This is a genomic window from Gordonia sp. GN26 (assembly GCF_054823965.1).
In genome coordinates this window covers 1-16,061 of the sequence record NZ_JSYC01000154.1, presented here as the reverse complement: position 1 = coordinate 16,061, position 16,061 = coordinate 1, and the positions used below count along the sequence as shown (strand labels likewise).

At 64.2% G+C, this 16,061-nt stretch carries 12 protein-coding genes and 4 tRNA genes; 12 read left to right on the top strand and 4 right to left on the bottom strand.

Annotated elements, in window-relative coordinates; genetic code table 11:
• Positions 1–54: 54 nt before the first annotated feature.
• The 8 genes from OK17_RS21290 (at position 55) to OK17_RS21255 (ending at position 10,218) form a co-directional block, all read left to right on the top strand.
• Entirely contained in the window at positions 55–2,034 is a 1,980-nt protein-coding gene (locus tag OK17_RS21290; protein ID WP_232719514.1) for a WecB/TagA/CpsF family glycosyltransferase, read from the top strand.
• The gene (locus OK17_RS21285) at positions 2,031–3,128 is read left to right on the top strand and encodes a polysaccharide pyruvyl transferase family protein (RefSeq protein ID WP_461418676.1); all 1,098 of its coding nucleotides are present in this window, start codon (positions 2,031–2,033) and stop codon (positions 3,126–3,128) included. Before OK17_RS21290 ends, OK17_RS21285 begins: the two co-directional genes overlap by 4 nt.
• The gene (locus tag OK17_RS21280) at positions 3,125–4,420 is read left to right on the top strand and encodes an O-antigen ligase family protein (RefSeq protein WP_232719516.1); all 1,296 of its coding nucleotides are present in this window, start codon (positions 3,125–3,127) and stop codon (positions 4,418–4,420) included. The genes OK17_RS21285 and OK17_RS21280 overlap by 4 nt, the downstream gene beginning before the upstream one ends.
• Complete coding sequence (locus tag OK17_RS21275) at positions 4,401–5,564, top strand: polysaccharide pyruvyl transferase family protein (RefSeq protein WP_232719517.1); 1,164 nt, start codon at positions 4,401–4,403, stop codon at positions 5,562–5,564. Before OK17_RS21280 ends, OK17_RS21275 begins: the two co-directional genes overlap by 20 nt.
• Complete coding sequence (locus tag OK17_RS21270) at positions 5,561–7,105, top strand: lipopolysaccharide biosynthesis protein (RefSeq protein WP_461418675.1); 1,545 nt, start codon at positions 5,561–5,563, stop codon at positions 7,103–7,105. The genes OK17_RS21275 and OK17_RS21270 overlap by 4 nt, the downstream gene beginning before the upstream one ends.
• A 34-nt stretch (positions 7,106–7,139) precedes the next feature.
• On the top strand, positions 7,140–8,039 hold the full coding sequence (locus OK17_RS21265) for a nitroreductase family protein (protein WP_232719519.1): 900 nt from the start codon (positions 7,140–7,142) through the stop codon (positions 8,037–8,039).
• A 90-nt stretch (positions 8,040–8,129) separates the two neighbouring features.
• Positions 8,130–9,659 (top strand): tyrosine-protein kinase domain-containing protein, encoded by a 1,530-nt coding sequence (locus OK17_RS21260; protein ID WP_269785354.1) that lies wholly within the window; start codon positions 8,130–8,132, stop codon positions 9,657–9,659.
• Positions 9,660–9,750: 91 nt separating this feature from the next.
• Positions 9,751–10,218 carry an acyltransferase gene (locus tag OK17_RS21255; protein ID WP_232719521.1) on the top strand — a complete coding sequence of 156 codons (468 nt, stop codon included), beginning with the start codon at positions 9,751–9,753 and terminating at the stop codon, positions 10,216–10,218.
• 61 nt (positions 10,219–10,279) lie between these two features.
• On the opposite strand, the gene OK17_RS21250 is transcribed toward OK17_RS21255, so the two are convergent.
• The 3 genes from OK17_RS21250 to OK17_RS21240 all read right to left on the bottom strand — a co-directional run bounded on the left by OK17_RS21250 (position 10,280) and on the right by OK17_RS21240 (position 13,324).
• The gene (locus OK17_RS21250) at positions 10,280–10,729 is read right to left on the bottom strand and encodes a hypothetical protein (protein WP_232719522.1); all 450 of its coding nucleotides are present in this window, start codon (positions 10,727–10,729) and stop codon (positions 10,280–10,282) included.
• A gap of 983 nt (positions 10,730–11,712) precedes the next feature.
• Positions 11,713–13,013, bottom strand: a protein-coding gene (locus tag OK17_RS21245; RefSeq protein ID WP_461418674.1) for an IS3 family transposase whose coding sequence is annotated in 2 segments (ribosomal slippage) — positions 11,713–12,740 and positions 12,740–13,013 — 1,302 coding nt in all. Because the reading frame shifts where the segments join, the coding sequence is not laid out codon by codon here.
• 235 nt (positions 13,014–13,248) lie between these two features.
• Positions 13,249–13,324, bottom strand: a tRNA-Lys gene (locus OK17_RS21240).
• Positions 13,325–13,663: 339 nt separating this feature from the next.
• On the opposite strand from OK17_RS21240, the gene OK17_RS21235 reads away from it, so the two are divergent.
• The 3 genes from OK17_RS21235 to OK17_RS21225 all read left to right on the top strand — a co-directional run bounded on the left by OK17_RS21235 (position 13,664) and on the right by OK17_RS21225 (position 13,985).
• Positions 13,664–13,736: transfer RNA gene (locus tag OK17_RS21235), tRNA-Glu, on the top strand.
• Positions 13,737–13,784: 48 nt separating this feature from the next.
• Positions 13,785–13,861: transfer RNA gene (locus OK17_RS21230), tRNA-Asp, on the top strand.
• Positions 13,862–13,908: 47 nt separating this feature from the next.
• A tRNA-Phe gene (locus OK17_RS21225) sits at positions 13,909–13,985 on the top strand.
• A gap of 63 nt (positions 13,986–14,048) precedes the next feature.
• Here the strand turns inward: OK17_RS21225 and OK17_RS21220 are convergent.
• The gene (locus tag OK17_RS21220; RefSeq protein ID WP_461418687.1) at positions 14,049–15,146 is read right to left on the bottom strand and encodes a tyrosine-type recombinase/integrase; all 1,098 of its coding nucleotides are present in this window, start codon (positions 15,144–15,146) and stop codon (positions 14,049–14,051) included.
• Positions 15,147–15,403: 257 nt separating this feature from the next.
• On the opposite strand from OK17_RS21220, the gene OK17_RS21215 reads away from it, so the two are divergent.
• Positions 15,404–16,061, top strand: a 658-nt coding sequence (locus OK17_RS21215) for a radical SAM protein (RefSeq protein WP_461418673.1), incomplete at its 3' end; no start/stop codon positions are given.

Here is a 16,061-nt window from a genome sequence, read left to right as displayed (position 1 = left end):
CCCTGACTACCAGACATTTTCGCCAGTGTCTGATCCCGAGATCCTGAGGATGAAATGAACGAGTCGAACCTGCTGACCTGGGTCGGGGAGAATCTGTACATCGGGGGAATACCGGTCGTCACCGGAGGAAGTGACGACGTGCTCGAGCACGTGGAGACGCTGGTGCGGGCTCATGCAACTCGCCTGGTCGTGACACCCAACGTCGATCACCTCATTCGGTTGGAGACGTCGGAAGAATCGCGGAAAGGCTACGCACAGGCCGACCTTGCACTTCTCGACGGTGTGCCCGTGGCCAAGCTCGCATCGTTCCTCGGAACCAGGCCTGTGGCCCGGAACACCGGCGCCGACCTACTGTTCGACGTATGCCGAAAGGCCGCTGTCATCGGCTGGCGGGTGGTGATCACCGGTGGCGAGACCAGTGTCGCCGTCCAGGCGGCGACGAACCTGCAGGAGATGACCGGAGCCGACGTCGTGGCGGTGCCGTTCCCGTTCGTCGATGGCGTCGAGGACCCGGCATGCAACGAGGTCGTCGAACGCCTCGTCGAACTGGAGCCCGACGTGGTCTTTCTCGGACTGGGGTCGCCCAAACAGGAATGCTGGTACGCCCACTGGAAGGAGAGTCTTCCGCCCGCGGTGTATGTGGGTTCGGGTGCGGCCGCTGACTTCGCCGCGCTCAAGGTCCGTCGCGCACCGGAGATCATGCAACGCCTGGCTCTCGAATGGGTGTGGCGCCTGGCCAGCGAACCCAAACGTCTGTGGCGGCGCTACCTGCTCGACGGCCCCAAGTTCTTGCCGATCGCCGCTCAGACGGCGTGGGCCTCCGAGAAGACAGCTGTGCAGCGGAAATTGACCGCCAAGGAGCCGACGCGCGCAAGCACCGGTTCCTCCCCGGCGGAAGCACCCGTGGTCGTGCAGGTGGGTCCGGAGCCTTCGGGCGCCGGCGGAATGGCGACGGTGATCCGCGAGTACATCGAAATGGACTCCGGGCCCTTCGAGCAGATCGCCATGCCCACCTGGGGATCCAAACGTGGGATCGCGTCACTGGGTTCGGCCGTGCGTGTCGCGTTGCGGCTGACGCTGAGCCGCAGTGATTGGACCATCGCGCACGTTCATCTCAGCGAGTTCGGGAGTTTCGTTCGTGAGGGGATGGTCGTTCTGCTGGCGCGTGCCCTGCACAAGCCCTGCGTGGTGAGCCTGCACGGGGCGGACTTCGAGCGCCACGTCGAGAAGTATCCCCGGCTCACGAAACTGATCCTGAAATCGTCCACCACCGCGATCTGCCTCGGCCGACGGCATCAGCGCCTCGTCGAGCGCATCGACCCGAACATCGACACCACCGTCGTCCTCAACCCGATCTCGGCAACTCTCATATCCTCCGCCGGCTCGCATCCCTCCGACGACGCCCCACCCACATTCGTCTTCGCAGGAGAAGTGGGTGATCGCAAGGGAATCGACCGCCTGTTGGATGCGTGGCCCTTCGTCCACGAGGCGTTGCCCGACGCGAACCTGCTCATCGCCGGACCGATCGAAGACGGAAACCACGAGGTCGAGGCGAAGCTCAAGGCCAGCGCACAAGACAACGTGCGCTACGTCGGTCGCCTCGACCGTGACGCCGTCACAGCACATCTGGCCGCGGCCACTGCGACCGTGCTGCCGAGTCGAGCCGAAGTGCTTCCCATGGTGATCCTGGAGTCCCTGGCGTGTGGCACGCCGGCGGTGTATTCCGAGGTGGGGGAGTGGGAGACATTCCAGGGGCTCGACGAGGTGACCCTCGTCAGTCTCGCCGACGACGATCTAGATCAGTCCACAAAGGTTCTGGCCGAGGCCATGATCAACTGCGCCCGTGAGGGTGAGGAACGTGACGTCGTACGCGAAGCGTGCCGAGACTGGGCGAGGTCCCACGTGTCCACCGTCGTCGTCGCCGATGTTCTCCGTTCGGTGTACGAGGCACAGCCGAAGTCTCCGGTTCCGTGGCGTGCTCGTGCGGCTCGAGTCGATCTCGGTAACTCTCAGCGTGCGAGCGGGGCCGCATGATGAGCAGAGTCGGAATACTGACTCGCCACTGTTACCCGAACTACGGCTCGTTGTTGCAGGCGATTGCATTACAGGAAGCGCTCTCCCAGTCCGGTGCCGATGTCCACGTCGTCGACTACGTGCCACCGTCGGACAGCCGCTTCGGGCTCGCGACCGCCAGCCTGCGTGAGTCCCGGATGCGGGACTCGGTGGTACGAAGCACCGCCTACCTGGCGATCCAGGGGCCGAACTACGCGGTCATGGCCAGCCGATTCCGCGGCTTCCAGAAGAAGAACCTGCGTCTGACCCGGAAGATCACCGACGGTGCCGACGTCGAGGCCATCGCCGACGACTTCGATCGCATCGTCGTAGGCAGCGACCAGGTGTGGAACTGCATCCACGGTGCCATCGACGAGGCCTATTTTCTGCGGCCAGTGCTCGACGTGCACAAGAAGTACAGCTACGCCGCCAGTTTCGGTTCCGGGGTGACCACCGACTCCGCCGATACTCGCCGGTTGCTCGGTGACTTCCAGGCCGTCTCGGTCCGCGAGCCGTCCGCGGTTCCGACCCTGAACGAGTACGGAGTGAGTGTCCGCCGCGATGTCGATCCCGTCCTCCTCCACGGACGCGACTTCTGGGCATCGTTCGCCGCCGAGGTGGAACGACCTGACAAGCCTTACGTCCTGGCCTATCAACTGCACAACACCCCTGACTTCAACCGTCGCGCAGAGGAATTGGCCCAACGGATGGGATTGCCACTCCGCCGGGTGAACGTCGACATCAAGCGACTGGTCGGGGCGCGCGGCCGACCCCACTATCTGGTGACGCCGGAGAACTTCGTCGCCCTCTTTCGCGACGCCGAGGCGGTGATCACGGACTCGTTCCACGGACTGTCCTTCAGTCTCATGTTCGGTCGGCCGGTGTATCCGGTGCTGCCGGACACTGGGCCAGCACGGCTCACCGATCTGCTGCGGTCGGTCGGCCTCGAACGCCTGGCGATCGCCAACGGTGACGACCTTCCGGCGTCGGCGGACTACGACGCCGGTGAGGTTCGCGACCGACTCAGCGCACTCGCCGGTTCGTCGTGGGAGTACGTCCAAGGTCTTGCGTCATGACGAAGTCATTGTCCGAGGACCGTGCGGACACAGTTCCGGTGCCCGAAGCGAGTGTCGCTCCGCAGGTACCGGTCCAGGCCACACCGAACGCGGGACGACTGCTCCAATGGACGTTCCTGGCTCTCTTCACCATCTATGCGTTCCTGCATGTCATCTACATGACTGGATACGCGCCGAAAGGCCTGTACTACGGGGCCTTCGCGCTGCTGCTCGTCGCGGCCGGCGCCAGGATCGCATGGCTCCTGGTGACTCGTTGGCACAGCCTCGGCGACATCCACTTTCTGCGATCGTTCTCGGTCCTCATCGGCGCCGCGGCGGTTCTGGTGGTCATCTCGTGGATCCGGGAGTACCCGGCCCTCGAGACACTGACATGGACGGGGGTCGGTCAGGCCTTCTACATCGTTGCGCCAGCACTGATCGCCCTGTGTGTCGTGAACACCGCCACCGCTCGACAACTCGACCTCTACGCGATCATTCTGCTGGCGCGCTACTCCACATACTTCGTGCTCGCCTTCTCCACCGATTTCAGTCTCGCCAGCGTGACCGAGATCAGTTGGTCGGCGTCGAGTTCCCCCTTCGAGTCGTCCTTCGCCCACGACCTGCTGATTGTCGAGGCGTACTTCGTGTTCCGGAACCGGAAGTTGCTGGCACTGGCTGCCGGTGCGCTGACGATGCTCTCGCTGAAGCGAGCATCGTTCGTGCTGGCGCCGGCGATGATCATCGCCTCCCGATGGCTGAGGTCGATGAAGCCGGCATCGCGTCGCTACCTCTTGGGATTGGCGGCTATCGGCATCGCCAGCCCGTACTTGGTGATGTACGTGTACTCGCAAGGCTTTGTCGAACTGGCCGCCGAACGTTTCGGTGTCGACATCAACACGGTCACCACGGGCCGATTGGAGATCTACCAGATCGCCACCGGACTCCTCTCTCAGACGACTGGTTTCGGGTCGCTGAACCCGTTGCTCAGCGCGCTGGTCGACAACCATTTCGGCACCTACTGGAACTCGCAGTTGCACAACGACACACTCCGTCTGCACATGGAAGTCGGGTTCATCGGTGTTGCCGTGTACGTCTGCGCGCTTGTGTATCTCGCTCGGAGTTCGCGAGTGGCGAGTCTGCTCATCACATACACAATGTTCGTCCTGATCACGTCCCGGTTGATCACCCACACCTCGTACTGGGTGGCGTTGTTCCTGGTGCTCGCGCTGATCGAGCGGTGGATTCACGAGTACCGAGTTTCGGCTCGCCAAGAGGAAGGAAGCGGAGTCGCCAGTGAAGTCGCCGAACGGTAAGACCAGGATCGGGATCGTCACCTTGACCCAGTCGGAGAACTACGGGACGGTTCTCCAGGCCTACGCCACCCACAAGGTGCTCTCGGAGAGCGCGCCTGATCTCGAATTCGAGCTGGTGCCAACGGATGTCGGAGCAGTGCGCCGGCGCCGTCTGATGTCCATCGCGAACCCGAAGAACCCGAGTTTCGGTCCGTCGCGCGCAATGAACTTCGTGTCCATGCGGCGATTCATCAAACCCGTTCTCCCGCAGATCGACTCCCGGTGGATCAACATCGAGGACCGCAGGGCAGCGACGGCGTTCCTCGAGGATCGCTACGCCGGCTACATCACCGGCTCCGACGAGGTGTGGAATCTCGCCCACATCGGCATCGACAGCATCTACTACCTGCCGAGTGACCTTCCCGGACCCAAAGCGAGCTTCGCCACGTCGGCGAACCGACTGGATATCAACGCACTGCAGCCGTCCGATCGCGATCGGCTGAAGAACTCACTCGAGGGGTACTCCTACATCACCGTGCGCGATGGCATCACGCGCAGTCTGGTCGATGAACTGATCGCCCGGCCGGTGACAGAGATCATCGACCCGACCCTGCAGTGCGAGTCGCTCGGTACGCCGTCCGGCCGTGCGCGGGCCGGCAGAGCAGTGGCGCATCGGCCGCGCATCCTGATGATGGTCAAGAACCGGGACATCGGAACCAATATCTCGGAGCGATTCAACGGCCGCGCGGACCTCTATTCGTGTTTCATCCGCCAGGACAACAGCCGGTTCATCCGACTCACGCCGCAGGAGTTCGCGACCGCCTTCGCCGATTTCGACTGTGTGGTCACCGACTTCTTCCACGGGACCTGTATGAGCATCCGGTCGGGAGCGCGGTTCGTGTCATTCGACACCGAAGCGACCTACGGCCGGTACGAGAGCAAGATCAAGAACATTCTCGGTAAGTTGGACTGTCTGGATCGCTACTTCGATCTCACCAGCGCGGCGCCGGACAGCATCGACGCGATGCTGAACAGGGTCGAACAACTGGCATTCGCGCCCGATCCGCTCGGTGCGGAAGCGATCGCGGCCAATCTCGAGAAAGAACGAGAGCACGCGAGGTCAACCACGCGCGAGATGGTCGAGACTCTTCGGAGTCGTCTATGACCACACGTACCCGCCCAGCGGTGGCGAAAAGCTCGACGATCTACATCGCGGCGTCGTTGCTGCAGAAACTGTCGGCAGCCATCCTGTTGCCGGTCTACACGCGACTGCTCACCCCGGATGAGTACGGCTACTTCAGCATGCTCGTCACGGCGACACTGTTGATGTCGACGATCGCGACTCTGGGCCTCGACTTCGGCGTCATGCGGTACTGCCATCTGAGCGAGTCCGAGCGGGGGGCCGCCGAGGCACAACAGCGTCGCAAGGCAGCGCTGTCCGCGGTGATCACCGTGCTCACGCCCACCGGGCTGATCATCGCGGTGATCCTCCTGGTGGCAGCGCCGCTCTACGGTGACGCGGTGTTCCCGGGCTTGGACTTCTATCCCGCAGTCGCTTTGGCAGTCGTCGCGGTCATCTTCCAACCGGTCACCCTGGTCTACCTGTCCTTCTTGCAGACCTCCGAGGCCCCGAAGCGATTCGTGGTCTGTTCCGTTGGATACTTCCTGATGAACGCCGCCTTCACGGTCGCGTTCGTCGGGCCTGCGGAGATGGGAGTCGGCGGCACGTCGTTGGCGCTGTTATGCGCGAACGGAATCACAGCTCTGCTGTGCATCCTCGACGCCATGCGTACCGGTGCCCTCTGGAGCAGATTCCGGATGGCGGATCTGCGGGAGATCCTGGCCTATTCGCTGCCGATGGTTCCGCATTCCGTGTCTCTGCAAGCCACGGCGTTCGCCACCCGACTCGTCATCCTCCGGGTCATCGACGCGGCCGCGGTGGGTCTGTTCAACATCGCCATGTACGTGGTCAACGTCATCGATGCCGTCCAGACCGCCATGCATCGTGCGTTCATGCCGTTCTATTTCAGCGAGGCCAAGGGCGGCGCACCGGGCTGGCGGAATCGGATCCACGATCTCATCGCCGGATTCGTCGCCGTGAACGTCGTGATCGCCGCAGCCGCTGCGCTGTTCAGCTCTGAGGCGCTTGCCATCCTGACACCGGTAGCCTTTCACGATGCGGCTGTGATCATCCCGGTACTGGCGCTGTCGATGATGGTGAAATCCATCTACTACCCGTCGCTGACCGAGTTGTTGTTCCTTGAGCGCGGCACCCGTCCCGCCATGGTGGTGTCCACCAGTTCCAGCGTGATCTCGCTCGCGGCCGCGATTCCGATGGCGTACATGTGGGGTTTGATGGGTGTGGCTGTGGCACAACTGATCCAACGAGTGCTGATGAGTGGTATAGCCTGTCGCCTCGCGCTTCGCGCCGACGGTGCCGGCATTCCGTGGTCGCGTGTCCTGCGACTGCAGTTCGTCGGACTCTGCAGTGTCGGCTTCGCGATGTTCGTCGTGCCTCTGGTAACCGAGCCACTCGGCAGTGTGTGGACGCTGGTACTGAAAATCGTCGTGTTCCTCTTCATTTCGGTCGCCGTCGTGGCTACCGAACCATTCATTCTCAGACTTATCCGAAAGAAGGTGACCAATGAACCTGAAAGCGCGCCTGAAGCAGTCGCAGTCTCTTCGTCGAACCGTGAAGAGGGCTAAGGTTTACAAGGAGTACTTCGCAGACGCGACGTTCATGAGTCGCCACCTGCTCGACGGTGGCCCCGACCCCGAGCACGAGCAGTACAAGATCATGATCCTGTCCCACTCGCTGGAGAAGGGACTGTCGTACCGGAACGCGCGGGTGTTCGGACGGAGCAAAGCCGAGGATCTCATGGGGCGGCTGGAGAAGTCGTCCTCCGCGACAAGGGAATCTTCTGCCTTCGCCATCGGAGTCGAGGTCCTGCGGTCCTGGTCCGACTTCATCAAGTCCCGCGAGGGCGACGACGTCCATGCCGCGTCCATCCGAGGCAGACTCGATGCGCTGATCGACATTGACACCCCATGGGACTGCGGCTTCGTGGCCGGTGTCGCATCGGCAAACCATCTCGACTCCAGTTCCTGGAAGGAACTGCCCTTCGAAGACTTTGTGCGCGGACGGCATTCGACTCGACGGTTCACCGATCTGCCGGTCTCCGACGACGACCTGCAGTTGTGTATCGAGCTGGCCATGCGCTCCCCGTCGGCCTGTAACCGGCAGATGGTGGGACTGCGGGTCTTCGACGATCCGCAAGCCAAGGAGTTGTTGTACCGAACCCTGCACGGGACTGGCGGCATCGACTTCGACACCTGCCGTCTCGCAGTGGTCACCTTTGACGCGCGCAGCCTCGACTTCTATGGCGAGCGTAACCAGGGATATCTGAACGCCGGACTGTTCGCGATGACGCTGGTCTATGCGCTGCAGTGGAAGGGAATTGGCTCCTGCCTGCTCCAGTTCGGCAACACCTTCGCCGAGGAGAAGGTGTTGGCCGACGGCCTTTCGCTGCAACCCGGAGAGCGCATCGCGGTCGGAATTGCCTTCGGCGTCCCCGAGCCCGATGGTGTTGTGCCCGCCAGTATTCGACGGGATGTTTCGGAGGTATTCAGCGTCCGATGAGTTTGGGGCGGGTGTGAGCCGAGACGGTTCTCTCCCGATGATCGACAGGCCTGAGCAGATGGCCACCGAATACTTCTCAAGGAGATCAATATGACAGCCGTATTCACCGGATCTGTTCCACCTCCGGCGCCAATAGGTGGATCGCCTGGAACCGCAGCTGACAAGGCACAACAGAGTCTGCGCCGAGTTCGTGCGGTGGTGCAACGCCGGTGGTGGGTGATCGTCATCTGCATCGGCGTGGGTGCGCTCGTCGGTCTTGCTGCGAGCCTGATGACGACGCCGAAGTATGAGTCCGAAGCGGTTCTGTACGCGACGTCGGCCACGGACACCAATGCCCAGAGCGCATATCAAGGGTCGCTCGCCTCGCAGCAGCGCATGGTTTCCTACGCCGAACTCGCTCAATCCGACGTGATCCTGACCCGCGCCATCGAGGACGGTGGTCTTCCGCTGACGGTCTCCGAGGCGCGTTCGCAGATCTCGGTGACCAGCAAGCCCGGCACGGTCTTGCTCACCATCGCGGCCGTCAACTCGAGCAGTGACGAGGCTGCCCGACTGGCGAACGCCGTGGCGAACTCGATGGTCGGTTACGTTGAGTCGCTTGAACGACCGATCGACGGTGGCCGACCGGTCACCACGCTGACAGTCATCACCCCGGCGGCTCCGACCAACGACGTCGTGTCACCCAACACGCTGTTCAACATCGCACTCGGTGTGCTGGGCGGGCTGCTGTTCGCCGCGGCACTGATGGTTGCGTTCTACCGACTTGACACCCGTGTGCGCAACGAAGAAGACCTCACCTCGGCGGGACTCGGCCCGGTTCTGGCGACGGTGCCCAGCTCGAACGAGCTGGAATGGGACCGGACTGCTGACTTCGCCGGAGGCGCTTCGCCGACCGCCGAGTCATATCGACGGCTGCGTACGAACCTGAAGTTCGTGTCCGTGGGGCGCGACAGCCCCCGGATTCTGGTCACCAGCCCGGCACCTGGCGACGGAAAGACCACAACCGCCGTCAACCTCAGCCTCGCCCTGGCTGAGCTCGGACGCCGCGTCATCCTCGTCGGTGCCGATCTTCGCAAGCCCGGCCTGGGCAGCCGAATCTCCGTCAACGGCGCGATCGGATTGACCGACTATCTGCGCGGCGACGCGGAAATCCTAGATGTCGTTCAGTCAAGCGGCTTCCGCAATCTCGACGTCATCGCCTCCGGGCCGATCCCGCCGAACGCCGGGGAACTCCTGGCCTCCGAACAGGCCGGCCGGGGTTTCGCTGAACTTGCTGAGAGTTACGACCACGTCATCGTCGACACGCCTCCGGTACTCCCGGTTGCTGACGCCGTGGCAGTGGGGCAGTGGATGGACGGCGTGCTGCTCGTCGCCCGTTCGGGACGGACAACCAGGCCGCAGCTCGACCAGGTGACGAACCAGCTCGCTCTGGCACAGTTGAAGGTCCTCGGCTGCGTGCTCAACGACGCGCCGATTCGGGATACCGAGTACAGCTACGCGTACTACGGCACTGAACTACCGAAGACCGCCGGAGCGAGTTCGGATCAGGCCTTGAGCAACGACGCCGCGACTCCGACTTCGCGGTCGGACGCGGAGATGGCGAAGTCGACGGGCCGGTGACATGGGACGAGTAGCCCGCAGGGCGAAATACGTCTAAACAGGCGACAATTCTGGTTCGTGTCTCGCTGCAGGCGTGGCCGATGATGGTCGCGTGGGGACCAACAAGCGCTTGGGGGCGACAGGAAAGCGCGACGTCATCGTCAACAAGGTCGTGGCTTCTCCGGTTGTGCCCAGAGCCCTCCGATGGCGGACCCTGAAAGCGCTCGGCTGGGATGTCGCCGAAAGCACCATCGGTGCAAATGTTTACTTCGGCGGCAGCGACATCTCGATCGGCGAGAAGGCGTGGTTCGACGGCGATGCGCCTGTCTACCTCGCCGCCGGCGTTCGGATCGGCGCCGGAGTACGGGTTCTGACGAGGCAAGACGCGTCCGGTGCGACACGGGACGCGAAACCGGTGCTGATTGGCCAGGGCGCCCAGATCGGGGACGGTGCCGTGATCCTGGCCGGCGTCACAGTCGGGGAAGGCGCGGTGATCGACCCACACGCCGTCGTCGGCGAGAATTGCAGTCCCGACACGCGCTACGCCGGGGACCCCGCTGCGGCCGTTGGGGACGTGTGACGGGCGTCATCGCGCTCCTTCTGGTATTTCGGCGGCCGGCACGACGATGACGATGGTCCGCCTACAGGCGTGACCCCCGTCGCGACGAGGCCGATCGTGACTGCGCAATCCGCTGCAGCGCAATGGTCCTGGCGACCGCTCGAGCAACGTAGTCCTCGATCGATTCGAGACGTGACGGCACGATGGCCGGGGCACGGCGCTCCTCGCTCAGGGCGTCGTCGTCTCTGTGCCGGTTCTCGGTGCCCGTCCACCGGAAGTAGTCGGACCCGTCACTGCGATCCGACCAGAAGACGGCCTTGCTGCGCTCGCGCTTCTCGGTGTTTCGTGGGGGCTTGATCTCACGGGAGAACGGGCGCTCGATCCGGCCGATGTCGTTCAATCCGCCGTCGTTGTGCACGCCCGGCCGGCGGAACTCGATCACGTCCGTCCAGAAGAACTCGCCGTTCTTGTTGATGAAGCGGAAGAGGCGACGGCCGCGCATACGACTCGAACCATTGCTGGGCCAGGTCATCGGAGAACGGCGCCGTCGGTTGGTGGAGATGCTTTGTGCCCGTGGTCATTAGGGAACTCCAGATCAGCCGGGTGCTGGTCGCTTTCCTCGTCCTAGCCGTCGAAGATGAGGATGGATCGCGCAACTGTTCTTTGGTGTCGTACGGGATCCCCAGATCAGCAGGACTCGTTGAAGGGGACTTCGGAACCTTCGCCGCCGGTGTGTCACCTTCGAGCGGGAGGATAGCGGGTTGTGTACTCGATTGTGCGGCAACGGGTGTCGTCCAACCGGATGAACATCCGGGGCCCGGTGGCTGCCGTGACGGGTCGGGCGGGTTGCGTGCGAGCGGATCTCGAGTGAAACGTGCCCGGTGCGGTCGAAGCCGCACGATCTTCCGGACTTCCGTGCTGCACTGGTGTCTTGATCGCGATCTGTCTGGGTCGCGAGTCATAGAGGAGCACAGCATGACGTCTGTCCACCGTGTCGCAGCCGTACTGGCCTCCACGACGATCGCTCTCGCAGGACTCGCCTGTGCAGCTCCCGCCACGGCAATGGCCGACGCTGCAGCCGGAAGCCTCGACGGCCTCGATTTTGGGTCGCTCGGACCGCGCACGAATGAGCCTGGGGTCCTCGTTGCGGTCTCCACCGGGTTCCGGGGAGCGACGGTCACCATGATCGACGCCCGACCCGACCCGTCCTGCATCGAAACCCCTGGACTCGACCTCCCTGGAAGTCTGCTGTCCAATTGGCGGGTGACCTTCACCGCGAGGCATGACGCGAGCTGTGGACCGGGTGCGGCCGCTGCCACTCTGAACTTCGATCTGGGCGGAGGGGAGCGGGCAAGGATCCGTGTCACTTCGACCTTCTCCGGGGACATCTTCGTCGAGTGTGAGTCGCGGTCCTACTGCGAACAGGTCGGAGGCAGGCCGCGATACGAGTTCCGAATCGGTTGAGACAGGGCGGTCCCGCGGTCGGGGGTTATGGGCCGGCTGCGGCGGGCTGAATCACCCTAGGTTCTGTGCCGCCTCCAATTTGGGCTGGTCCTCGGGGCCGAGGCCAGAGTAGTGGAGCGTTTCGAACTCGGTCGGGGGAATCTGGCCGATGCTCGAGTGCAACCTGCTGTTGTTGTACCAGTCGACCCAACCGGCGGTCGCGAACTCGACGTCGGAGACGGTCTTGTACGGACCGGAGTGGAAGATCGTGGTCCGGATGCACTCTGTCTTGTACAAGCCGTTCACCGACTCAGTCAGCGCGTTATCGTAGGCGTCCCCGACCGTTCCGATCGACGCGGCGATGTCTTCCAGGCGCAGACGCTCAGTCAGTGTAACCGATGTGTACTGACTTCCCGCGTCTGAATGATGAATCAGCTCAGCAGCTTTCACTGGATGCCCTTCCCGATTCCGCTGCCACAGTGCCATCCGAAGCGGGACCGTCACCAGCTCCACTGTCTTCGATGTCGATGCGTGCCACGCCACGGTTCGGCGCGAGAACACGTCGATGATGAACACCACGTACACCCACCCAGCCCATGTCCGGCAGTAGGTGAAATCGGTCACCCAGACCCGGTTGGGTTCGGCGGCACTGAACTGTCGGTTCAGCAGGTCCTCCGCGCGTACACCATCAGCGGATCTGACGGTCGTGCGGACTCCCTTGGACCTTCGAATCCCGTTGTGGCCTAACACTTTCATCGCTCGATCAACGGCGCCATAGGACACCCCAGGCAGGGTTGTCCGGTGCAGATGGGCGCGCATCTTCACCCGCCCGTAGAGGCCCTCCGGAGTCATCTTCCGCCGGCCGTCGTCATCGGTGCGCCAGACGACATTGCGCACCGCATCGACGACGTGGGCATCAGAGACGGTCCGTGCGGCAGGTGCCCGGGTTCGCCATGCCCGGTAGGTTCGTGCGGCAATCGTGCAGCCCTGCTCCCGCAAGACCCGGCAGATCGACTCGACCGCAAAACCGTTGGCGCGCATCTGGTCTATGAACGCCACGATCATCGGTTGCGGGGGTCGAGTTCCCCCGCGAAGAAAGTTGTCGCCGCTTTCAAAATGGCAACGTCTTCTCGCAACTGCTTGTTCTCCGCCTTGAGTCGCTTGATCTCGGCGGACTCCTTCGAGGTGGTCCCCGCGCGGGCGCCGGCATCGACCTGGGCTTGTACGGCCCACCGACGTACCGTCTCCCCGCCGACACCGACCTGCTTGGCGATCGCCTCTGCCGCGGCAGTCAACGACGTGTACTCCCCGCCGTGCGCCTCCAGCAACCGCAAGGCCCTCGAACGGACCTCCGGATCAATTTTCTTAGGCATATGCTCATCCTTCCTGACTCAGAAGGAAGCGGCATCAAACCAGGGGTGGTTCAGGCCGGGTTGGAGGACTCTGAACTCGTGGGATGGTCCGGTCTGGGCTCCCATGGTCGACCCGCGTGGGAGGGATTCGCATGTCGTTACGCACCCGCATCACCCCAACACTTTCCACTGCGCCTACGACAATGGCCCAGAACGACGAAAGCGACTCGCTCGAAAGCGAATCGCCTGGTCACGATGGTGCCCCCACCAGGGCTCGAACCTGGGACCTGCGGATTAAAAGTCCGTAGCTCTACCAACTGAGCTATAGGGGCGTATGCCCCAGGCGAGCCGGGGCGTCGATGAGTTTACAGCTTGCCGGGACGGGGTGAACGAGGGCCTGTGGGTGTGTCGAGCCGGCCGCGGGGACTGTGTCCGGTGGGGCTGTGAGGGCACTTGGTTTCAAGGCTTGTTGCGAGGCCTTCGTGGCTCGTCGCTATCACTCCTCGCACCTCAGGCGGCGGGGGGGCGGCTTCGCGCCTCCAGCAGCGAGGGGGTGCACGTCAGGCAGCGAGGGTGCGTAAATCGCCGTTTTATAGCTCTGACCAGCCGATTTGTGTTGCGCGCAAAACCTGTCATAAGCTATGCGAGCTCCCAGCGGAGAAGCGAGACCGGCCCCCTTCGTCTAGCGGCCTAGGACGCCGCCCTTTCAAGGCGGTAGCGCGGGTTCGAATCCCGTAGGGGGTACGCCTGTGCGGCACTCGGAAACGAGAGTCGGACAGAACAATTAAACAAGGCCCTGTGGCGCAGTTGGTTAGCGCGCCGCCCTGTCACGGCGGAGGTCGCGGGTTCGAGTCCCGTCAGGGTCGCCAAAGATGACCGGCGCATTCGGTTCTACCGGATGCGCCGGTCGTCTTAGGGCCAGGTAGCTCAGTTGGTACGAGCGTCCGCCTGAAAAGCGGAAGGTCGTCGGTTCGATCCCGACTCTGGCCACCACGAAAACCTCCCGGTTCATCCGGGAGGTTTTCTGGTTTCCGGGGTCGGATCGGCCCGCGCCGGTCACGGTTCCTCGGGGACCGCCGGGCCGGTGATCTCCACCACGCGCGCATCGAGGGCATCGGCCACCGCGTCGAGCTCGCCGTCGAACAGATCCGCGTAGGTGTGTGCGGTCACCGTGATCGAGGCGTGGCCCATCGCCACCTGCAGCAGCCGCAGATCTGCGCCGGCGGCGCGGGCCAGACTCGCATAGGTGTGGCGCAGATCGTGCACCCGCAGCGTCGGATAGCCCAGCGCGGTGACCTGCTCCCGCCACCGCACCGCACGCACCCAGTTCTCCCGGCTCAACCGCGCCCCGCGCGGTGAGGTGACCGCCGGGGCGGTACGCGGCCGGCCGTCGACGCGGGCTGCCAGCACCGCGATCAGGGATCGGGGGAGGGGGACCGTGCGAATCCCGGCGCGGCTCTTGGGTTTTCCGGTCATCAGGGTGCCGCCGACCTGGGTCATGGAGCGGCGCACCGAGATCCGTCGGCGGAGCAGGTCGACGTCGGCGACGTTCAGGCCGGTCAGCTCACCCCAGCGCAACCCGGTGTAGGCGAGGATGCGCACGATGTCGCCCTGCGCGCCGCAGCGGGTCGCCAGCTCGTCGACCTCGCCGTGCGTGAGATAGAGGTGCTCGGCGAGATCCAGCGGCGGGAACACCGTGCGCTCGGCGGGGTTCTTCACCAGCAGACCGTCGGCGACGGCGTGCGCCAGGATCATCCGCAGCAGCGAATGCCGCCACCGCTTGGTGCGCGGCGAGCAGTCCATCGTGTTCACCCACGCTTGGATGGACTCCCGGTCGACCTTCGTCACCGGCCACGTCCCGAACGCCGGGGCCACGTGCAGCCGCCAGTTGTCTTCGAAGCCGCGCCGGACCTTCGGCGTCACATCCTGGCGGGTGGCCAGCCAGGAGGCGTACATCGCCGACACCGGGACCGCGTCGCCGCGCCGGGGATCGAACACCACGCCCCGGGTGCGGGCGGTGATCGCCTCGGCCTCGAAGGCCCGCGCCTCGCGCAGCGTGCCGAACGCCTTGCTGCGGGTGCGGCCGTCGGGGAGACGCCAGCTCACCCGCCAGCGGGCGGCACCCGAGGCCGTCCGGTACTTGGTGATGCTCATGGGCGTCGGCGCGGCGGCCGCATCCCGCGCACGGCGGGGCAGCGGCGGCACGGCAGCTCTGCGGCGATGATGATTCCTCCTGCACGACGGGGGTCGGTCGGAGATGAGACGCACGCGAAGTGCCGCCGGTTCCCCTCGGTGGGGCTCCCGCCGGAGATCTCTGCCGCCAGCGCTTGCGAACTGCCACCGGACCAGCCAAGATCAACTGAATACAATTCTGTATGTAGTAGGAATCGACGGACCGGACGGGGACTTTCGTGGTGCAGGTGGCGATGGGCATGCCGTCCATCCGGACGGGAACGGCCGACGTCTCCGACCGGCCGCTGGTCGGCACCCTCGTCGACCGGTTCGGCCGGGTCGCGCGGGACCTGCGGGTGTCGATCACCGAGAAGTGTTCGCTGCGGTGCACCTACTGCATGCCCGCCGAGGGTCTGCCGGCCATTCCGCGTGACCGGCTCCTCGACGCCGGCGAACTCGTCCGCCTGGTGGGGATCGCGGTGAACAAGCTCGGCGTGCAGGAGGTGCGGTTCACCGGCGGCGAACCGCTGATGCGCCGCGACCTCGAGGACATCATCCGCGGCTGCGTGCACGTCGCACCGCATGTGCCGCTGGCCATCACGAGCAACGCCGTCGGACTGGAACACCGCGCGCAGGGTCTGGCGCTGGCCGGCCTCACCCGCATCAACATCTCCCTCGACACCGTCGACCGGGACCATTTCGCGGCCCTGACGCGCCGTGACCGCCTCGATTCGGTGCTCGCGGGCATCCGGGCCGCCAAAACGTTCATCGGGCGCGTGAAGGTCAATGCGGTCCTCATGCCCGACACCCTCGACGGGGCCGCGGATCTCCTGCAGTGGTGCCTCGACGAGGGCGTCGAACTGCGGTTCATCGAACAGATGCCCCTCGACGCCGACC

What these genes read in the sequence shown, in the direction of transcription:
- OK17_RS21270 (WP_461418675.1), top strand. Translation starts at nt 5,561, where the DNA reads ATGACCACACGTACCCGCCCAGCGGTGGCGAAAAGCTCGACGATCTAC.
- OK17_RS21220 (WP_461418687.1), bottom strand. Translation starts at nt 15,146, where the DNA reads ATGAGCATCACCAAGTACCGGACGGCCTCGGGTGCCGCCCGCTGGCGG.
- OK17_RS21260 (WP_269785354.1), top strand. Translation starts at nt 8,130, where the DNA reads ATGACAGCCGTATTCACCGGATCTGTTCCACCTCCGGCGCCAATAGGT.
- OK17_RS21250 (WP_232719522.1), bottom strand. Translation starts at nt 10,729, where the DNA reads ATGACCTGGCCCAGCAATGGTTCGAGTCGTATGCGCGGCCGTCGCCTC.
- OK17_RS21265 (WP_232719519.1), top strand. Translation starts at nt 7,140, where the DNA reads ATGAGTCGCCACCTGCTCGACGGTGGCCCCGACCCCGAGCACGAGCAG.
- OK17_RS21280 (WP_232719516.1), top strand. Translation starts at nt 3,125, where the DNA reads ATGACGAAGTCATTGTCCGAGGACCGTGCGGACACAGTTCCGGTGCCC.
- OK17_RS21290 (WP_232719514.1), top strand. Translation starts at nt 55, where the DNA reads ATGAACGAGTCGAACCTGCTGACCTGGGTCGGGGAGAATCTGTACATC.
- OK17_RS21285 (WP_461418676.1), top strand. Translation starts at nt 2,031, where the DNA reads ATGATGAGCAGAGTCGGAATACTGACTCGCCACTGTTACCCGAACTAC.